Raw genomic sequence first — 17566 nt, 5'->3', positions numbered from 1 at the left:
CTCTTTTGCCAAGGACATGCTCATGACGTCTCGCGCACTGCTGTCGTTGCTGGCGAGATCGCTCGCCTGCGGCGGGATACTCCTCGCCACGCCGCTGTTCGCCGCGCCCCTGGACGAGCCGCTCAAGCCGTTGCCGGACGCTCCGCAGCAGGATCCGCGCAAGGTGGAGCTGGGTCGCCAGCTGTTCAATGAAAAGCAACTGTCGATCAACAACACCACGTCCTGCTCCAGTTGCCATCATCTGGAGCACGGTGGCGGCGACGATAAGCCCTTCTCCATCGGCTTCCACGGGGAAACCCTGGGGATCAACACCCCGACCGTGCTCAACGCGGCGCTGAACTTCAAGCAGTTCTGGAACGGTCGCGCCGAGACCCTGGAGGCGCAGATCGAGGGTGTGGTGAAAAGCCCGACAGAAATGGGCAACAACTGGCCCCACGTGGTCGATACCCTCAACCAGGCGCCGACTTACCAGGCGGCCTTCCGCGAGGCCTATACCGACGGCGTGACCATCGCCAACGTGCAGAACGCCCTGGCCAGCTACGAGCGCAGCCTGCTGACGCCCAACTCGCGCTTCGACCAGTACCTCAAGGGCAACACCGATATCCTGAGCCTCGACGAAAAATACGGCTACCAGCGCTTCAAGGACTACGGCTGCATCGCCTGCCACCAAGGGGTCAATGTCGGCGGCAACATGTTCCAGAAGTTCGGCGTGATGGGCGACTACTTCGCGGCCCGGGGCAATCCCACCGAGGCCGACCTCGGGCGCTACCTGGCCACCAGGGCCGAAGAGGACCGCTACGTGTTCAAGGTCCCCAGCCTGCGCAATGTCGCGCTCACCGCGCCGTACTTCCACGACGCCTCGGCCAAGACCCTGGAAGACGCCGTCCACGTCATGTTCACCTATCAACTGGGGCGCGTCCCCTCCGCCGAGGACGTCCGCCTGATCGTGTTGTTTCTCAAAACCCTGACCGGTGAGTTGGGAGGCAAACCACTATGACGGCCACCAACAATGTCCTGAACCGGGTGCTCCTGCCGCGCCTGGCCGTCCTGCTCACGGCAGTGCTGGTATTTCTGTACCTCATGGCCGCCGCCGACGTAACCCTGGATTATGCCCACGCCCGTGACCTGATCAACCGGGTCAAACAGCTGGATGCCCGGTGGGACGCCGAAATCCTCAAGTCCAGGATCGCGGTGACGCGCAATTACGACCCGCTGGTCAAGCCCCCACAGGAAATGCGCCAGCTCCTGCAGACCTTCACCCCCATCGAACCCGACCAGGCTCACCGGGCCGCCGACGCCTGGAGGGACCGCCGGGAAACCCTGGCCCAGACGCTCGAGGAAAAATCGCGCCTGGTGGAACAGTTCAAATCCCGCAACGCGGTACTGCGCAACTCCCTGGCTTTCCTGCCGACCGCCGAAGACGATATCCAGCACCAGCTCAACGCATTGGAGGATCAGGACAAACTGATGCTCCAGGACGCCTCCAGCGACATCTACGACCTGCTGCTCAGTACCCTGGAGTTCGCCCAGACCACCACCGAAGAACGCGCCCACAGCATCGAACTGGGGCTCAATCAGGTGCTGACCGACACCCAGCGCCTGCCGCCCGCCTTCAAGGAGCCGGTGCAGATCCTGCTCAACCACGTCAACCTGATTCTGCGCGAACAACCCCGGGTCAACTCACTGATTGAAGAGATCGACGCGGTACCGCTCTCCGAAAGCCTGGACGCCATCACCGACCAACTGAACCAGGATCAGCAACAGGCCGACCACCTCGAACAGCGCCACCATTTGTACCTGTTGATTTTCTCGGGCCTGCTCCTGGTCTTGCTGGTGTACCTGGCCAGCCGCCTGATACGCAGCTACGCCGAGATCAACCGGGTCAACCGGGCCCTGCAGGCGGCCAACACGCACCTGGAACAACGGGTGGAACGGCGCACCCGCGAACTGCGCGATGCCCAGAGCGAACTGATGGAAAGCGCGCGCCTGGCCGGTATGGCCGAGATCGCCACCAACGTGCTGCACAACGTCGGCAATGTGCTCAACAGCGTGAATATCTCCGCCGACCTGGTGGCGCGCAAGCTGCGCGCCAGCAAAACCCAGGGCCTGGCCAGGGCCGTGACGATGCTCAACGAACACAAGCACGATCTCGGCGAGTTCATTACTGGTGACGAACGTGGCAAGCTGTTGCCCGGGTACCTCAACCAACTGGTCGAGGCCATTGCCGCGGAACAACAGAGCATGAGCGACGAACTGACCCAGTTGAGCAAGAGCGTCGACCATATCAAGGACATCGTCTCGACCCAGCAATCCTATGCGGGTGTTTCGAGCATCGAAGAACCGCTGCACATCCGCGATTTGCTCGAAGACGCCCTGCGCATGAACTCCGGCGCCCTGAACCGGCACAACGTCACCGTGATCCGCCAATACGACGAGGTGCCCCAGGTGATGGCCGACAAACACCGCTTGCTGCTGATCCTGATCAACCTGATCAGCAACGCCAAGCAGGCCATGGCCGGCCTCTCCGACCGTCCACGCGAAATCACCCTGCAGGTCCAGGCGATCGAGGACAGCACCTTGCGCATCAGCGTCAAGGACGCCGGCGAAGGCATCCTTCCGGAAAACATGACCCGCATCTTTGCCCATGGCTTCACTACCCGCAAGGACGGCCATGGCTTCGGCCTGCACAGCTGTGCCCTGGCCGCGATCGAAATGAAAGGGCACCTGACCGCCCACAGCGACGGCCCCGGAAAAGGCGCCGTCTTTACCCTCGAATTGCCCTTGAAAACCGCCGTGGGGGCTTTATGAACATGAGCACACTCAGTAACCGCCGTATCCTGCTGGTCGACGACACCCCGTCGATCCACGACGACTTTCGCAAGATTCTCACCCCCGCGGCCGACGATTCGCCGGATCTGGACCTGATGGAAGCCGCGCTGTTCGGCCAGGAAGTCAAGACCAGCCGCGTCCTGCCGTTCGAACTCGACTCCGCTTATCAGGGCCAGGAAGGCCTGCAAAAAATCGAGCAGGCGGTGGCCCGCGGCGAGCCCTACGCCCTGGCCTTCGTCGACATGCGCATGCCCCAGGGCTGGGACGGTGCCGAAACCATCGAACACCTGTGGCAAGTCGACCCCAACCTGCAAGTGGTGGTCTGCACCGCCTACACCGACTATTCCTGGGATGAGTTGCTGGAACGCCTGCACGGCCACGACCGCTTGGTGATCCTGAAAAAGCCTTTCGACAATATCGAAGTCCAGCAATTGGCCAACACCCTCACCAACAAATGGGAAATGACCGAACGCGCCAATCTGCAGATGCACCGGCTGGAAGAGTTGGTCGAGCAACGGACCCAGGCGCTCACGCAGACCAGTCTGGCCTTGCAGCACGAGATCGACGAACGCAAGCAACTGGAAGGGCAACTCGTTCAATCGGAAAAGCTCGCCTCCCTCGGCCAACTGGCCGCCGGCGTCGCCCACGAGATCAACAACCCGATCGGCTTCATTTCCTCGAACCTGGGAACCCTGGAAGGCTATTTCGGCAAGCTGCTGGAAATGCTCCAGGCCTATCAGGGCGCCGAGGAAGGCATCGCCGCGCCCGAGTTGCGCGCACGCTTGAAGGACCTGCGCGAACGGGTCGAGCTGGATTTCCTCGAGGAAGATATTCCGCTGCTGATCAAGGAGTCCAAGGAAGGCATCGGTCGGGTCGGGCAGATCGTCAAGGACCTGAAGAACTTCTCCCGGGTCGACTCGAACCAGGAGTGGCAATGGAGCAACCTGCAACAGGGCATCGAATCGACCCTGAACATTGTCGCCAACGAACTCAAGTACAAGGCCGATGTGGTCAAGGACTACGCCGCACTGCCGGAGATCGAGTGCCTGGCGTCGCAGATCAACCAGGTCATCATGAACCTGGTGGTCAACGCCGCCCAGGCCATGGGGCCGGAGCGCGGCACCATCACCCTGCGTGGCGGCACCCACGGTGAGCGGATCTGGCTGGAAGTGGCCGACACCGGCTCGGGCATGGCGCCCGAGACCGTGCAGAAGATCTTCGACCCGTTCTTCACCACCAAACCCATCGGCCAGGGCACCGGCCTGGGCTTATCGCTGTCCTATGGCATCGTGCAGAAACATGCCGGGCAGATCAGCGTGCGCAGCGAACTGGGGGTGGGCACCACGTTCAGGATCGAGTTGCCGATCCGCCAGAACAAGGCCGCCTGACCACCTCCTGCAGGAGCTGGCTTGCCAGCGATGACGTCCGCTGGGGCGACGCAAGACTCAAGGTCCTCATCGCCGGCAAGCCGGCTCCCACAAATCCGTGTTTCACCGAAACGTATCGTCGAACCCCATACCCTGTAGGAGCTGGCTTGCCGGCGATGGCGTCCGTTTGGTCGATGCAATACCCAAGGGCATCAGACCGCTTCCTGGAAATCCATCTCCGGCGGTTGTTTGCGGAAACCGCCGGTGAGGAAGCCCAGGTACACCAAGCCGACCGCCAGCCAGCTCAAGCCCAGGTAAATCGCCAGGTGATCGAGGCTGATCATCAACCACAGATCCGCCACCAGGCCGATCAGCGGGCACACCAGGAACAGCAGCAGCTCACGGGGCCCACGTTTCTCGCCACCGATCCAGTAGTGGAAAATCACCGACAGGTTCACCAGGCTGAAGGCCAGGAACGCGCCGAAGTTGATGAACGAGGTGGAGGTGGTCACGTCCAGTTTCAGTGCCAGCAAGGCCACCACCGCACAGAGCAGGATGCTGTTGACCGGCGTGCCGAAACGCTCATGCAAGGTGCCAAAGAACGACTTCGGCAACACCCCGTCACGACCCATCGCATACAGCAGGCGCGAACCGCTGGCCTGGGCCGACAGACCCGAGGCGAACTGACCGACGATCAGGCCGATCAGGAAGATCGTCACGAACAGGTCGCCGCCGATATTGCGGGCGATTTCATAGGCGGCCGAATCGACGTTATCGAACACGAACGACGGATGGGCCAGCTGCACGAAGTACGACACCCCAACAAAGATCAGACCGCCGATCAGGGTGATCAGCATGATCGCCCGCGGGATGGTCCGGCGCGGGTCGCGGGTTTCTTCGGTCAGGGTACTCACCGCATCAAAGCCCAGGAACGAATAGCAGGCAATCGCCGCGCCGCTCATGATCAAGGGCATCTGCATATCGCCGCTGAGAAACGGCGACAAGGTCCACAACGGCTTGCTGGCGTCACCGCCGATGTAGTGGATCGCCAGGGCGACAAAGGCCACCAACACCAGGAACTGCACCAGCATCAGCAGCGCATTGATACCGTTGGCCAGGCGCAGGCCGACGATATTGATCACGCTGGTGATGCCGATAAAGGCCAGCACCCAGACCGCTTGCGGCACCGAGGGGAACGCCGAATTGAGGTACGCCGCGCCGATCAGCCAGATCGCCATGGGCAGGAACAGATAATCGAGCAACACCGCCCAGCCAGCGATAAAGCCCAGCTTCGGGCTGATGGCCTTGCGCACATAGCTGTAGGCCGAGCCGGCCACCGGAAAGGCCGCGGCCATGCGCCCGTAGCTCATGGCGGTAAAGAACATCGCCACCAGCGCGACGAGATAGGCGGCCGGAACCATACCGGCGGTGGACTGGGCAAGAATGCCGAAAGTGCCGAGGACAATGATCGGCGTCATATAGGCGATGCCGAACAGCACCACCGACCCCAGCGAAAGGGTACGTTGCAAACGAGCCATGAGGCGACTACTCCGAATGTTATTGGATTTATGGCAGAGCCGAGTTCGGCAAGGTGGAGCGGTACTACGAAGTTCTTGTTTTGAAAAACCTTGAGGACAGCAGGAACCTGTAGGAGCCGAGCTTGCTCGCGAAGGGGCCCTCAAGGGCGCTAAAAGCTTCGCGAGCAAGCTCGGCGCCTACGGAATCAACAACTCCCGCACACCGTTGGCATGCTCGATCACCTCGCCCGGCAAACGCAGGCGCTGGTCATCCAGATAGCGGTAGTCACGCCGTGCCGCCGCCAACTGGCTCAGGTCCAGCTCCGCCGTGAACTGTCCGTCTTCACGCCCGGCTTCGAACAGCAGGGTGCCGAACGGATCCACCAGGGCACTGCCCCCGGCGAACAACAAGCCGCCGTCGCCCTCCCCGACCCGGTTGACCATCAGCGCGAACGCCTGGTTTTCCTGGGCGCGGGCCATGATCGCGGTGCGATGGGTCGGTCCATAGGGGTCCATGTTGCCGTTGGTGACGATCAACAACTCGGCGCCCAACTGCGCCAGGGCCCGGGCGGTTTCCGGAAACTCGATGTCGTAGCAGATCAGCAGACCGACGCGGATGCCGTTCCACTCGGCGGTGACGTAGCGGTCACCGGGAGTAAATACGCCACGATCCGAGGCCCACAGATGGGTCTTGCGATAACGCAGGGCAATACCTTCGGGGGTGATCAACAACGTGGTGTTATAGAACTGTCCGGCGGCGTTCTCGGCCACACCGATCACCACCGCCAGGTTGCGTTCCCGGGCGGCCCGCTGCACGGCCCGGACGCTGGGGCCATCCAGCGGCTCGGCGACAGCGGCCACGGTCTCGGCGGACGGAAAGCCCATCAGCTGGGTTTCCGGGAACACGATCAGCTGCGTATCGGCGGCGCAGGCCGCGATGGCCGCCAGTGCGCGCTCGAGGTTGTAGGCGGTATCGTTGTCCCGGCCCGCAAGCTGGGCAAATTCGACCTTCATGGGTTTTTCCTTGTTTTCGATAGCTGGCCAGGCTCAATGACGGCGCCGAGCTGGCAGAATGAGTGCCCGGCCATTGTGTGTGGGCTCAGTATGCGCACCGGGGGAGGGCCGTGGGAATTACGCGGCCGGGGTAACCTGATAGGGGTAGACGAATGACACTGATCCTGGACGACATCGCCTGGCACCGGGCGATGGGGCAAATGATCGAGGCCCTCGACCGGCCGAATTTCTGGACGCAACTGGTGCGCCTGCTCAACCAGTACGTGACCTTCGACAGCTGGGTGGTGCTGCTGTTCAGCAACGGCCGGCACCCGCAAGTGTTCGCCGAATGCCCGGGTGAGGACGGCGGCCCCGACACGTTGTTCCAGGATTACCTGCGCGGCCTGTACCTGCTCGACCCCTTCTATATCGCCAGCCGCGAACAGCAACGCACCGGCCTGTACCGCCTGCCGGAGGTGGCACCGGAGCATTTCGAGCTGACCGAGTACTACCAGCGTTACTTCCGCCTGAACGTGGTGGCCGATGAAATCCAGTTCAACTGCCAGCTCGACGGTGACCGCACCCTGTGCCTGTCGCTGGGCTCCACCACGCCATTCAGCGCCGAACAGATCGCCCTGCTTTCGCTGATCCAGCCCTGGGTCCTGGCGCTGCTGCGTCAACGCCTGCCGTATGAAATCGACGACGCCGTGGCCCAACCGAGCACGGCCGGACAAGGCGACTGGCGCACGCAACTGGAAGCCTCGGTGCAACAGCTCAAGGGTGCCCAACTGACCGCCCGCGAACTGGATGTCGGGCGGCTGATGCTCAGCGGTTGTTCGAGCAAGGAAATCGCCCGCAAGCTGGAGATTTCCATCGAGACCGTCAAGGTCCACAAAAAGCACATGTACAGCAAATTGGGGATCAAATCCCAGTCCGAGCTGTTCTCGATTTTCCTCCAGGCGCAGAATGCCTGACCTCCCGACGAGTCCGAACCAAAGGAAACCGTATGAGCCTGTCCCTGCTGAGCCGCTACGCCTTCTTTGCCGGTTGTGTGATCTTTACCCTCGCCAGCCTGCCGTTCCTGGCGCATGACTGGCTCTGGCCGTTCACCCTGCTGACCGGCTGCCTGAGCCTGCTGGGCCTGTTCGACCTGCTGCAAAGTCCCCACGCGGTGCGCCGCAACTACCCGATCCTGGGCAATATCCGTTATCTGGTGGAAGGCATTCGCCCGGAGATCCGCCAGTACCTGCTGGAATCCGACAGCGATGCCCTGCCCTTCTCCCGTTCCCAGCGCTCGCTGGTGTATTCACGGGCCAAGAACGAAAGCGCCGACAAGCCCTTCGGCACTCTGATCGATGTGTACCAGGGCGGTTTCGAGTTTATCGGCCACTCCATGCGCCCCGCACCGCTGAGCGATCCGAGCAGCTTCCGCGTGATCGTCGGCGGCCCGCAGTGCAAGCAACCGTACTCGGCCTCGGTATTCAACATCTCGGCCATGAGCTTCGGCTCCCTGAGCGCCAACGCGATTCGCGCCCTGAACCAGGGCGCCAAGCTCGGCAACTTCGCCCACGACACCGGCGAGGGCAGCATCAGCCCCTATCACCGCGAGAACGGCGGCGACCTGACCTGGGAATTGGGCAGCGGCTATTTCGGCTGCCGCACCGCGGACGGCCGCTTCGACCCGGAACGTTTCGCCGCCCAGGCGCAGACCCCGCAGGTACGGATGATCGAAATCAAGATGAGCCAGGGCGCCAAGCCCGGCCATGGCGGCATCCTGCCCAAGCACAAGGTGACCCAGGAGATCGCTGAAACCCGCGGCATCATGATGGGCGAAGACTGCATATCGCCGTCGCGGCACAGCGCGTTTTCCACCCCGGTGGAAATGATGCACTTCATCGCTCAACTGCGTGAACTGTCTGGCGGCAAGCCGGTGGGCTTCAAGTTCTGCCTGGGTCATCCGTGGGAGTTCATGGGCATTGCCAAGGCCATGCTGGAAACCGGCATCCTCCCGGACTTTATCGTGGTCGATGGCAAGGAAGGCGGCACCGGCGCCGCGCCGGTAGAGTTTACCGACCATATCGGCGTACCGATGCGCGATGGCCTGCTGTTCGTCCACAACACCCTGGTGGGTCTGAACCTGCGAGACAAGATCAAGCTCGGTGCCAGCGGCAAGATCGTCAGCGCCTTCGACATCGCCAGCGTGCTGGCCATCGGCGCCGACTGGGCCAACTCGGCGCGGGGCTTCATGTTCGCCATCGGCTGCATCCAGTCGCAGAGCTGCCATACCAACAAGTGCCCGACCGGTGTCGCGACCCAGGATACCCTGCGTCAACGCGCCCTGGTGGTGCCGGATAAAGCCCAGCGGGTGTTCAACTTCCACCGCAATACCCTGAAGGCGCTGGCCGAAATGCTCGCGGCGGCGGGCCTGGAGCATCCGGCGCAGCTGGAGGCCAAGCATCTGGTCCGGCGGATGTCGGCGACCGAGATCAAGCTGTTTTCGCAACTGCATGTGTTCCTCAAGCCAGGGGAGTTGCTCACCGGCGAGATCAATGGCGAGTTCTATTCGCGCATGTGGCAGATGGCGCGGGCGGATAGTTTTGAGCCCCTTGAGGTGGCGGTCGCGTAAAGAGAGTAAAAGCGCCTGGTAGCCAGGCGCCTTCACTCACACATCGCAGGGTTATCCCCTGGCACGCTCCCGCAGATCTCATACAACCCCAGAACATTATCGCCCATCAATATTTGCTTGATCTGACGCCAGCGACCGGGAAGAGCAACCTCGTCACCCGGTTTTTTATGGGAGTAGTCAAACCACCATACTCGACCTGTTGCCGTTTCAACACGATCGAGAGATTCAACATAAGTATCATTGCCATACTTCATCATGGGTGCAAAAAAACCTGAAGTCATTGAACGATCACCTTTTGACGGTGGAAAATACAACAAAAGCTCCCGCCCCCTATCATTATAAAAGTGCCCAGCATAAAACAGATAGGCATCACTCGCGACCAATACATCGCCGCTAACAGACCGAGCATTAAAGTAGGCCATCAACTCAGCCACTCTATTATCCGCCACCTGATAAGGATTATTCAGTGTATGTTGCTGACTATAAACATGACTTAAGCCCAAACCCTCCAACGCCGAGAGCACGCACACCATCAGGACAAACACCCTCCTACTCCGTAATTTATCCAGTGCTATAGCCACAACAGCTGGCATCAGCACGGCGGAAAAAAATAAATAGCGCTCTACAAATACCGGAATATAGAAAGAAAATAAAAAAACGACAACCATCGTCAAAAACCCGCCTATGACAATCAGCGTTTGCACTGCACATCGACTGGTATCCTTCCACAGCACGACACTCCCCGCCATCAGATACAAGATCGGCACCAGCCAATAAACAAATACATTATAATAACGCCCATCGTTAACGATCAAAAATCTCCATATCGCCGATGGCAAGCTATAACTTGAAACTGGCCGAATCCAGCCCACGCCGAAGGTGTCCAGCTGCGTAAAAATGTTCGACACCCATGGCAAATAAAGCAGCGAAATCAACAAATTAGCCAACCACCACTCGAGCCGCTCAATCTGTCGATGCCCACCATAACCCGGCAGACGGATCAACAGCAGATATATCCAGTGGGAAAGTGCGCAAAAAATCGAAAAATAGTGTGTATAAAACCCGCTCACCATCAATAAAGCATAAATAACCAGATAGACATTTTTTTGCGACCTGAGCACCCAGTACACCAGCGCAATGGTGGCGCCCGTCAGTTCGACCCCCATCAGCGCATACATGCGAACATCCTGACTGTATCGAACCGCGATAGGTAATAACGCCAGCAACAAGCCGGCCGTTATTGCTGCCCGCGGTGTTGAAACCATCCGCACCAGCCAGATACCAAGCCCGACGTTTACAACGCCAAGCAAGGCGCTGAAACCCCTTGTCCACATCAACGCTTCGCTGTCGGTCAGTGCGACCAGCCCATGCAGGAGTATATAAAAAAGCGGGGGATGCACATCTCGCCCACTTAGCGTCCAGATATCAGCAAGCGGATAGGTAATTAACTCCAGGCTAAAACCTTCGTCGGACCATATGGAGGCGTTGGTCAACAAGTAAAAACGCACTCCTATCGACAAGCCGACAATCGCGACAACCCACCCCCCTATGGCGCGTGAACGCGTGGTCGTCATCGCCGCTGACTCGATGTCACTCATGACGCCCCCACTCCCGGACCGACGACAGTCCTTTCCCCCGCCGGGTAGAAACAATATCCTTTACCACATACCTGGGCCGATGCTTGGCCTCCATATAAATCCGTCCCACATACTCTCCCAACACCCCAATCCCGACCAGTTGCACTCCACCTAAAAACAAGATGGCCGTCATCAGCGATGGATACCCCGGCACGGCGTTACCAAACAACAGTTTGTCGACCACCATATACCCGGCATACAGTAGCGCCAATAATGAAATCCCACCGCCGATGTAACTCCACAGGCGCAACGGCAGGGTACTGAACGAGGTGACCCCGTCGAGCGCCAGATTCCATAATTTCCAGGCATTGAACTTGCTCCGACCACCAGCACGGGACGCCCGATCGTATTCAATAATGGTGACCGTGAAACCGGGCCACGACAGCACCCCCTTCATGAACAACTGCTGCTCCGGCAAAACCTTGATCACATCCACCACTTTTCGATCCATCAGGCGAAAATCGCCCACATTCTCTTCTATATGAGGATACGCAATACTATTCAGCAGGTGATAAAACATGCTCGCAAACTTCCGTTTCAGATAGCTGTCCGCCGAACGACTTCGGCGCTTGGCCAGAACCACATCCGCTCCGTTTTGCCATTCGGCAATCAACCTTGGAATGACCTCAATCGGGTCCTGCAAGTCGACATCGATAGGAATGACCGCATCACCACTGGAAAACTCAAGACCGGCAAACAAGGCCGGTTCCTTACCAAAATTCCGAGAAAAATTGATCACCACCACATCTTCATCAATCAACGCCAATGCACGAGCGAGCCCTTCCGTACTATCAGCACTACCGTCATTGATAAAAATAATCTCGAGCAGGTAATTACGTAATCCAGGCTCTTGTCTGACCGCTCGATAAAATAGCTCAATGGCTTGTTCTTCATTGAACACCGGAACAACCAAAGAAATTTTCACGTTGCCCTCCCCCGAAAGACCACGTAACTGGCATAGAAATAACCCACGACCAGACTGACACCTGAAAAGACGACCAGGGTCACGACACCCGGCATGGCCAACCGATCCCCAAGCCAGCCTATTGCAAAGCTCAAACACGCCATGAAGCCAGTAAAGGACAGATAGCGCGGCAAGGATGCCGCGCGCTTGAAGTTATATCGTGAGTTGGCATAAAAAGAGAATGTGGCTGCCACGACAAAAGCGCAGACATTACTGACGAGCTGACGAACCGACATGACAGCGTGCAGCGTCAGGAAGACACCCCAGTGAATCAACGTATTAAGAACGCCGATATAAACGTAGGTCGAAAAATGCTTGAGCAGCACACACACGGCCATGTCCTGAATTCCGCAGCCGAAAAGAAATACCCACCCGATACCGGCCGGGGGGCGCTTCCACGTACAACGAAACACCCGCGTGGTGAGATCTCAACACTAGGCCGCGCCAACAGGTCTGTCTACTGTCAGAAACCACAAGTATAGACCAGTCCGTCACCCTGCCATCCCACCCCTAACGATGGAGCCCTTTCAACCCTGCGCCGGCTATCTGAAAGGTAGCGCTGATCGGAATTTCAGGCCTTATGTCATCCGCTCCTCGGCAAACGGTGGCAGGCAAACCCCGGCACAAAACTGTGACATTCAGTAATACCCCAGTTTTGCAATTCCCGCCCACTCACGCCAACCTGCACGCCGCCGCTGTGCGGCGTTCAATTTCTTACAGCCACAACAGCCCTATTCAACATTCGCCCAAGAGTTTTCCCGTGATATCCAACGGACGCGACCTTCGCATCGACTTTTTCCGTGGGTTGGCGCTGATCTTCATTTTCTGGGATCACGTGCCACAGAACCCGCTCGGCCATTTCACCGTGCGCAATTTCGGTTTCAGCGATGCGGCGGAGATCTTTGTCTTTCTCGCCGGCTACGCGGCGATCCTGACCTATGGCAAGATCGCCCGCCGCGACGGCTTTCTGGTCGCCAGCGTGCGCATCCTGCGCCGGGCCTGGGTGCTTTATGTGGCGCATATCTTCCTGCTGGCGTTGCTGATGGGCATCGTGTTCTTTGCCAACAGCCAGGTGGAAACCCGCGACCTGGTGCAGGAAATGGGCTTGCAGTATTTCCTTAGCCATCCGCAGCAGGCACTGGTGGACGAACTGCTACTGCGCTTCAAACCCAACCTGATGGATCCCCTGCCGCTGTATATTCTGTTGCTGCTCGGTCTGCCGCTGGTCCTGCCAATGCTGCTGCGCAAGGCCGAATACGTGGTCGGGCTGTCCGTGCTGCTGTACCTGCTGGCGCCCTGGTTCCAGTGGAACCTGGCCGCCCAGGAGGGCGGCGTATGGTTCTTCAACCCCATGGCCTGGCAATTGTTGTTCGTGCTCGGCGGCGCGGCGGCCATTCATGGGCAGCGAAAAAAGCCCCCGGAACTCCGCCCGTTGTCACGCCAACCGCTGTTCGTGACCTGTGCGGTCTATTTGCTGGTCTGCGCGGTGATCGCCCTGTCGTGGAAATGGCCACAGTTGCACGACGCCTTCATGCCCAAGCTGTTGGGCGAATGGCTTTACCCGATCAGCAAGACCAACCTGTCGCCAGCACGCTTGCTGCATTTCCTGGCACTGGCCTATGTGCTGGCGAAGCTGTTACCCAATGGCCGCTGGCTGGATCATTGGCTGGCCCGGCAAAGCTGCCGGATGGGCCGTTATTCGCTGGAAGTGTTCTGCTTCGGCGTGCTGCTGGCACCGCTGGCGGACATGCTCAATGCCCAGGCCGGGGATGGCTTGCCGGTGCAGGTGTTCAGCGCGCTGCTGGGGGTGGCGTTGATGGCGGCGCTGGCGAGCTGGCTGGACCTCAACAAGCGCCTGGGCCAGCCGGTGCAAGTGATGACCACCTGATTGCCCCACGTAGCCTGACTCACTTCACATATTTTTCCCCGCCCCCAAGCAGCGTCTAAGCTTCAGGCAAGTGCGATCAATCTGCGTGAATGGATGAATCGACTATGGGCGCTTTATGGCAATCCGATTCGGGCAACACTGTGGCGCCAGCCAACAGGGAGGATGAAGCGCCTTTACCGAAAAAACCGCGTAAGCGCAGGTTGTGGTGGCGGCTGTTCTGGCTCGTGCTGCTGATTGCCCTGGTGCTGCTGGGGTTTGCCGCCTCGCGGGAAATGCGCAGTTCAAAAATCCAGGCGCGCGAGTTCAGTCGCCTTGCCGCCGACCTCGGTTATTCGCTGGAGCCCGGCCCCAGTGACTCGATGCTCTATCCCGGTGAAGGACCGTTCGACAAGCGCCTGGGCTACAGCGCCCTCGGTGAATTCCTGCCACGCCTGCTGAAACGCAACTACATGATCGAAGCCCAGGCGCGCTTCTCCCCGGCGCTGCTGGACTATAGCCAGGAAGGCTTCTTCGTACCGTACAAGGAGAAAATCCAGGCTGGGCTGTCGATCACCGATTGCCGCGGGGGCGATGTCTACCACTACGACTATCCGCAACAACTGTATGCGAGCTTCGAAGCCATCCCGCCGCTGGTGGTCAACAGCCTGCTGTTCATCGAAAACCGTGACCTGCTCGACCCGAAACAGCCCGAGGCCAACCCGGCCGTGGACTGGCCACGCTTCGGCAAGGCGGTGCTGTCGCAGATTACCAAGGTGCTGCACATGGGCGGCCAGACCGCCGGCGGCAGCACCCTGGCGACCCAGTTGGAAAAATACCGGCACTCGCCGGACGGCCTGACCCTCTCGGGCGGCGAAAAGATCCGGCAGATGATTTCCGCCAGCGTGCGTGCCTATCAGGCCGGACCGCAAACCCTGGAAGCGCGCAAGGACGTGGTCCGCGACTACCTCAACAGCGTGCCGTTGTCGGCCGTGCCCGGGCATGGTGAGGTGCATGGCATGGCGGAGGGCTTGCGGGTTTGGTACGGCGCCGACTTCGCCCAGGTCAACGCGCGCTTGAACAGTGTGGCCAGCGATCCCCTGAGCCTGTCCCAACGCGGCCTGGCCCTGCGTGAAGTGCTATCGCTGATGATTGCCCAGCGCCGCCCCTCCCATTACCTGGCCCGTGGCCGCGACGAGTTGGCCGAGCTGACCGACAGCCATATCCGCCTGCTGGCCCAGAACGCCGTGATCGACGGCCCCCTGGCCGCCGCTGCCCTGGCCAGCAAAGTGACCTACCGCGACTGGCAGCAGGAGCCGACGATCCAGCCGGTGGAGTCGAACAAGGGTATCAGCGTGGCCCGCAGTCGCCTGTCGGCCATGCTCAACCGGCCACTCTACGACCTCGACCGCCTCGACCTCTCGGCCACCAGCACCTTGCAGTCGGAGTTGCAAAGCCAGGCCAGCGACTACCTCAAGCGCCTGGCCGATCCCGAGGTCGCCAAGTCCCTGGGCCTGTTCGGCGAACACCTGCTGACCCCCACCAGCACGCAACAGGTGCGCTACAGCTTCACCCTTTTCGAACTGACCCCCGACAGTGCGCGGGTACGGGTGCAGACCGACAGCACCGACCAGCCCTTCGACATCAACGAAGGCAGCAAGCTCGAACTGGGCTCCACCGCCAAACTGCGGGTGCTGACCAGCTACCTGCAGATCATCGCCGAACTGCACGACCGTTATGGCAACCAGCCATCCGCCGAACTGAAGAAAGTGGCCAATGACGCCCAGGACCCGATCACCCGCTGGGCAGTGGATTACCTGGCGCAGAACAACGACCGCTCCTTGCCGAAAATGCTCGATGAGGCCCTCAGCCGGAAATACTCGGCCAACCCCGGCGAAAGCTTCTTCACCGGCGGCGGCCTGCACCACTTCCACAACTTCCGCAAGGAAGACAACGGCCGCAGCCCGACCTTGCGCGAGGCCCTGCGCGAGTCGATCAACCTGCCGTTTATCCGCCTGCTGCGCGACCTGGTGCGCTACAGCACCTACCAGGGACCGAACAACAGCGCCGAACTGCTCAAGGACGATAGCGAGCCCCGTCGCCAGGAATACCTGGCGCGCTTCGCCGACCGCGAGGGCACGGCGTTCATGCTGCGCTTCTGGAAGAAGTACCAGAACAAGACCTCCCAGGAACGCCTGGACACTTTTCTCGACAGCATGCATCCGACGCCGATTCGCCTGGCCGCCGTGCATCGCTACCTGCTGCCGAATGCCCCGCAGGCGGCCTTCAACACCTTCGTGCGGGCCCACCTGAAAACCGAGAAAGTTACCGACGAACGCCTGGCCAAGCTGTACAAGACCTACGGCCCCGGCACCTTCGACCTGCCGGACCAGGGTTTTATCGCCAAGGTTCACCCGCTGGACCTGTGGCTGCTGGGTTACCTGTTGAACAACCCCCAGGCGCACTTCAGCCAGGTGGTGGCCGCCAGCGAGTTCGAGCGCCAGGAAGTCTACGGCTGGCTGTTCAAGAGCAAGCACAAGGGCGCCCGCGACAGCCGGATCCGGGTGATGATGGAGATCGAAGCCTTCCTCGATATCCATCAGCGCTGGCAACAGGTCGGCTACCCCTTCGATCACCTGGTGCCGTCGCTGGCGACCGCCATCGGCAGCTCCGGCGATCGGCCGGCGGCCCTCGCCGAACTGGTGGGGATCATCCTCAACGACGGCGTGCGCATGCCGACACTGCGCATCGACAGCCTGCACTTCGCTGCCGGCACCCCTTACGAAACCCGCTTGGTCAACGACCCGAGCAAAGGCAAGCGGGTGCTGCCGTCGGAGGTGGCCACGGCGCTGCGCGAAGCCTTGTCACAAGTGGTGGATGCGGGCACCGCGCGGCGGGTTTCCGGCAGCTTCAAACAGCCGGACGGCACACCGCTGGCCATGGGTGGAAAGACCGGCACCGGCGACAACCGTATCGAAGCCATCGGGTCCGGCGGACGGGTCTTGAGTTCGAAGTCGATCAACCGCACGGCGACCTTCGTGTTCTACATCGGCGACCATCACTTCGGCACCCTGACCGCGTTCGTCCCGGGGCGCTCGGCCGAGTCGTTCAAATTCACCTCGGCCTTGCCGGTACAAGTGCTCAAGGGCATGGCGCCGATCCTGACGCCTTACCTGCAACCGGGCAGCAGCACCTTGTGCACCGCGCAAAAGGTCGCGCAAACGCCATGACGGCAGGAGAAAAACCTCAGCGGGAAGTGTGAAAGCGCTTGGCGAGGGTGTAACTCTTTTTCCAGTAGCTGTTGCTGAGGGAATCGATGCGCACCGTCTTGCCGCTGCGCGGCGAATGAATGAATTTGCCCCCGCCGATATAGAGCCCGACATGATTGACGGTGTTTTGCCCATTGCGCCTGAAGAACACCGCATCGCCGGGCTTGAGGTTGTGCCGCTCGATGGTCCTGGCGTTGGAGCGGCGCATGGCGACGGTGGTGCGCGGCAACTTGATATCAGCCTCCTGCTGAAACAGGTAGACCAGCAGGCCGCTGCAATCGAAACCGTTGACCGACATCCCGCCCCAGCGATAGGGCGTGCCAATCAGTTCATGGGCGCGGCCCACGACATTGTCGATGGGCGCCGGCTTGGCCCGCAGCCCCTGGACCAGCCTCGCCGACAACCCCGGTTTTGCCGCATCGACGGATGCCTGAGCCGACAGGAACAGACCCGGTGATACCCACAGAAGCGCTCCGAACAAGAAACTGGACACGATAAGT

Annotated in this window: 13 protein-coding genes; 7 read left to right on the top strand and 6 right to left on the bottom strand. The window is 60.3% G+C overall.

Going from position 1 to position 17566, the window contains the following annotated elements; translation table 11 throughout:
• Positions 1 to 22 precede the first annotated feature (22 nt).
• Genes AC07VG_RS05045 through AC07VG_RS05035 form a run of 3 tightly spaced genes read left to right on the top strand, consistent with a single transcriptional unit; the run spans position 23 to position 4217 of the window.
• Complete coding sequence (locus AC07VG_RS05045; protein WP_495020604.1) at positions 23 to 997, top strand: cytochrome-c peroxidase; 975 nt, start codon at positions 23 to 25, stop codon at positions 995 to 997.
• The gene (locus tag AC07VG_RS05040) at positions 994 to 2808 is read left to right on the top strand and encodes a DAHL domain-containing sensor histidine kinase (protein ID WP_495020603.1); all 1815 of its coding nucleotides are present in this window, start codon (positions 994 to 996) and stop codon (positions 2806 to 2808) included. Before AC07VG_RS05045 ends, AC07VG_RS05040 begins: the two co-directional genes overlap by 4 nt.
• 2 nt (positions 2809 to 2810) lie before the next feature.
• The gene (locus AC07VG_RS05035) at positions 2811 to 4217 is read left to right on the top strand and encodes an ATP-binding protein (RefSeq protein ID WP_495000780.1); all 1407 of its coding nucleotides are present in this window, start codon (positions 2811 to 2813) and stop codon (positions 4215 to 4217) included.
• 191 nt (positions 4218 to 4408) lie between these two features.
• On the opposite strand, the gene AC07VG_RS05030 is transcribed toward AC07VG_RS05035, so the two are convergent.
• Positions 4409 to 5734 carry an APC family permease gene (locus AC07VG_RS05030; RefSeq protein ID WP_495000779.1) on the bottom strand — a complete coding sequence of 442 codons (1326 nt, stop codon included), beginning with the start codon at positions 5732 to 5734 and terminating at the stop codon, positions 4409 to 4411.
• A gap of 177 nt (positions 5735 to 5911) precedes the next feature.
• Positions 5912 to 6727, bottom strand: a complete 816-nt coding sequence (locus tag AC07VG_RS05025) for a carbon-nitrogen hydrolase family protein (RefSeq protein WP_495000778.1) — start codon at positions 6725 to 6727, stop codon at positions 5912 to 5914.
• 152 nt (positions 6728 to 6879) lie between these two features.
• On the opposite strand from AC07VG_RS05025, the gene AC07VG_RS05020 reads away from it, so the two are divergent.
• The gene (locus AC07VG_RS05020; RefSeq protein WP_495000777.1) at positions 6880 to 7680 is read left to right on the top strand and encodes a helix-turn-helix transcriptional regulator; all 801 of its coding nucleotides are present in this window, start codon (positions 6880 to 6882) and stop codon (positions 7678 to 7680) included.
• A gap of 32 nt (positions 7681 to 7712) precedes the next feature.
• Complete coding sequence (locus AC07VG_RS05015) at positions 7713 to 9332, top strand: FMN-binding glutamate synthase family protein (RefSeq protein WP_495020602.1); 1620 nt, start codon at positions 7713 to 7715, stop codon at positions 9330 to 9332.
• A 32-nt stretch (positions 9333 to 9364) separates the two neighbouring features.
• On the opposite strand, the gene AC07VG_RS05010 is transcribed toward AC07VG_RS05015, so the two are convergent.
• The 3 genes from AC07VG_RS05010 to AC07VG_RS05000 are packed head-to-tail and all read right to left on the bottom strand — an operon-like array spanning position 9365 to position 12271.
• The gene (locus tag AC07VG_RS05010; RefSeq protein WP_495000775.1) at positions 9365 to 10930 is read right to left on the bottom strand and encodes a glycosyltransferase family 39 protein; all 1566 of its coding nucleotides are present in this window, start codon (positions 10928 to 10930) and stop codon (positions 9365 to 9367) included.
• On the bottom strand, positions 10923 to 11894 hold the full coding sequence (locus tag AC07VG_RS05005) for a glycosyltransferase family 2 protein (RefSeq protein WP_495020601.1): 972 nt from the start codon (positions 11892 to 11894) through the stop codon (positions 10923 to 10925). The genes AC07VG_RS05010 and AC07VG_RS05005 overlap by 8 nt, the downstream gene beginning before the upstream one ends.
• The gene (locus AC07VG_RS05000) at positions 11891 to 12271 is read right to left on the bottom strand and encodes a GtrA family protein (RefSeq protein WP_495000773.1); all 381 of its coding nucleotides are present in this window, start codon (positions 12269 to 12271) and stop codon (positions 11891 to 11893) included. Before AC07VG_RS05000 ends, AC07VG_RS05005 begins: the two co-directional genes overlap by 4 nt.
• Before the next feature lie 425 nt (positions 12272 to 12696).
• On the opposite strand from AC07VG_RS05000, the gene AC07VG_RS04995 reads away from it, so the two are divergent.
• Together AC07VG_RS04995 and AC07VG_RS04990 are read left to right on the top strand one after the other, a co-directional pair.
• Positions 12697 to 13821 carry an OpgC family protein gene (locus AC07VG_RS04995; protein ID WP_495020653.1) on the top strand — a complete coding sequence of 375 codons (1125 nt, stop codon included), beginning with the start codon at positions 12697 to 12699 and terminating at the stop codon, positions 13819 to 13821.
• Positions 13822 to 13925: 104 nt separating this feature from the next.
• Positions 13926 to 17027 (top strand): transglycosylase domain-containing protein, encoded by a 3102-nt coding sequence (locus AC07VG_RS04990; RefSeq protein ID WP_495000772.1) that lies wholly within the window; start codon positions 13926 to 13928, stop codon positions 17025 to 17027.
• Between the two features lie 16 nt (positions 17028 to 17043).
• On the opposite strand, the gene AC07VG_RS04985 is transcribed toward AC07VG_RS04990, so the two are convergent.
• Positions 17044 to 17469, bottom strand: coding sequence for a C40 family peptidase (locus tag AC07VG_RS04985; RefSeq protein WP_495000796.1), 426 nt, complete (start codon positions 17467 to 17469; stop codon positions 17044 to 17046).
• Positions 17470 to 17566 lie beyond the last annotated feature (97 nt).

The sequence above is a fragment of the Pseudomonas sp. GW821-FHT03C07 genome, assembly GCF_059420925.1.
The sequence above is the reverse complement of the archived record's forward strand: the minus strand, read 5'-3'. Positions and strand labels throughout refer to the sequence as shown.

Coding starts and splice junctions, on each gene's coding strand:
- AC07VG_RS05045 (WP_495020604.1), top strand. CDS start 23: ATGACGTCTCGCGCACTGCTGTCGTTGCTGGCGAGATCGCTCGCCTGC.
- AC07VG_RS05040 (WP_495020603.1), top strand. CDS start 994: ATGACGGCCACCAACAATGTCCTGAACCGGGTGCTCCTGCCGCGCCTG.
- AC07VG_RS05035 (WP_495000780.1), top strand. CDS start 2,811: ATGAGCACACTCAGTAACCGCCGTATCCTGCTGGTCGACGACACCCCG.
- AC07VG_RS05030 (WP_495000779.1), bottom strand. CDS start 5,734: ATGGCTCGTTTGCAACGTACCCTTTCGCTGGGGTCGGTGGTGCTGTTC.
- AC07VG_RS05025 (WP_495000778.1), bottom strand. CDS start 6,727: ATGAAGGTCGAATTTGCCCAGCTTGCGGGCCGGGACAACGATACCGCC.
- AC07VG_RS05020 (WP_495000777.1), top strand. CDS start 6,880: ATGACACTGATCCTGGACGACATCGCCTGGCACCGGGCGATGGGGCAA.
- AC07VG_RS05015 (WP_495020602.1), top strand. CDS start 7,713: ATGAGCCTGTCCCTGCTGAGCCGCTACGCCTTCTTTGCCGGTTGTGTG.
- AC07VG_RS05010 (WP_495000775.1), bottom strand. CDS start 10,930: ATGAGTGACATCGAGTCAGCGGCGATGACGACCACGCGTTCACGCGCC.
- AC07VG_RS05000 (WP_495000773.1), bottom strand. CDS start 12,271: ATGGCCGTGTGTGTGCTGCTCAAGCATTTTTCGACCTACGTTTATATC.
- AC07VG_RS04990 (WP_495000772.1), top strand. CDS start 13,926: ATGGGCGCTTTATGGCAATCCGATTCGGGCAACACTGTGGCGCCAGCC.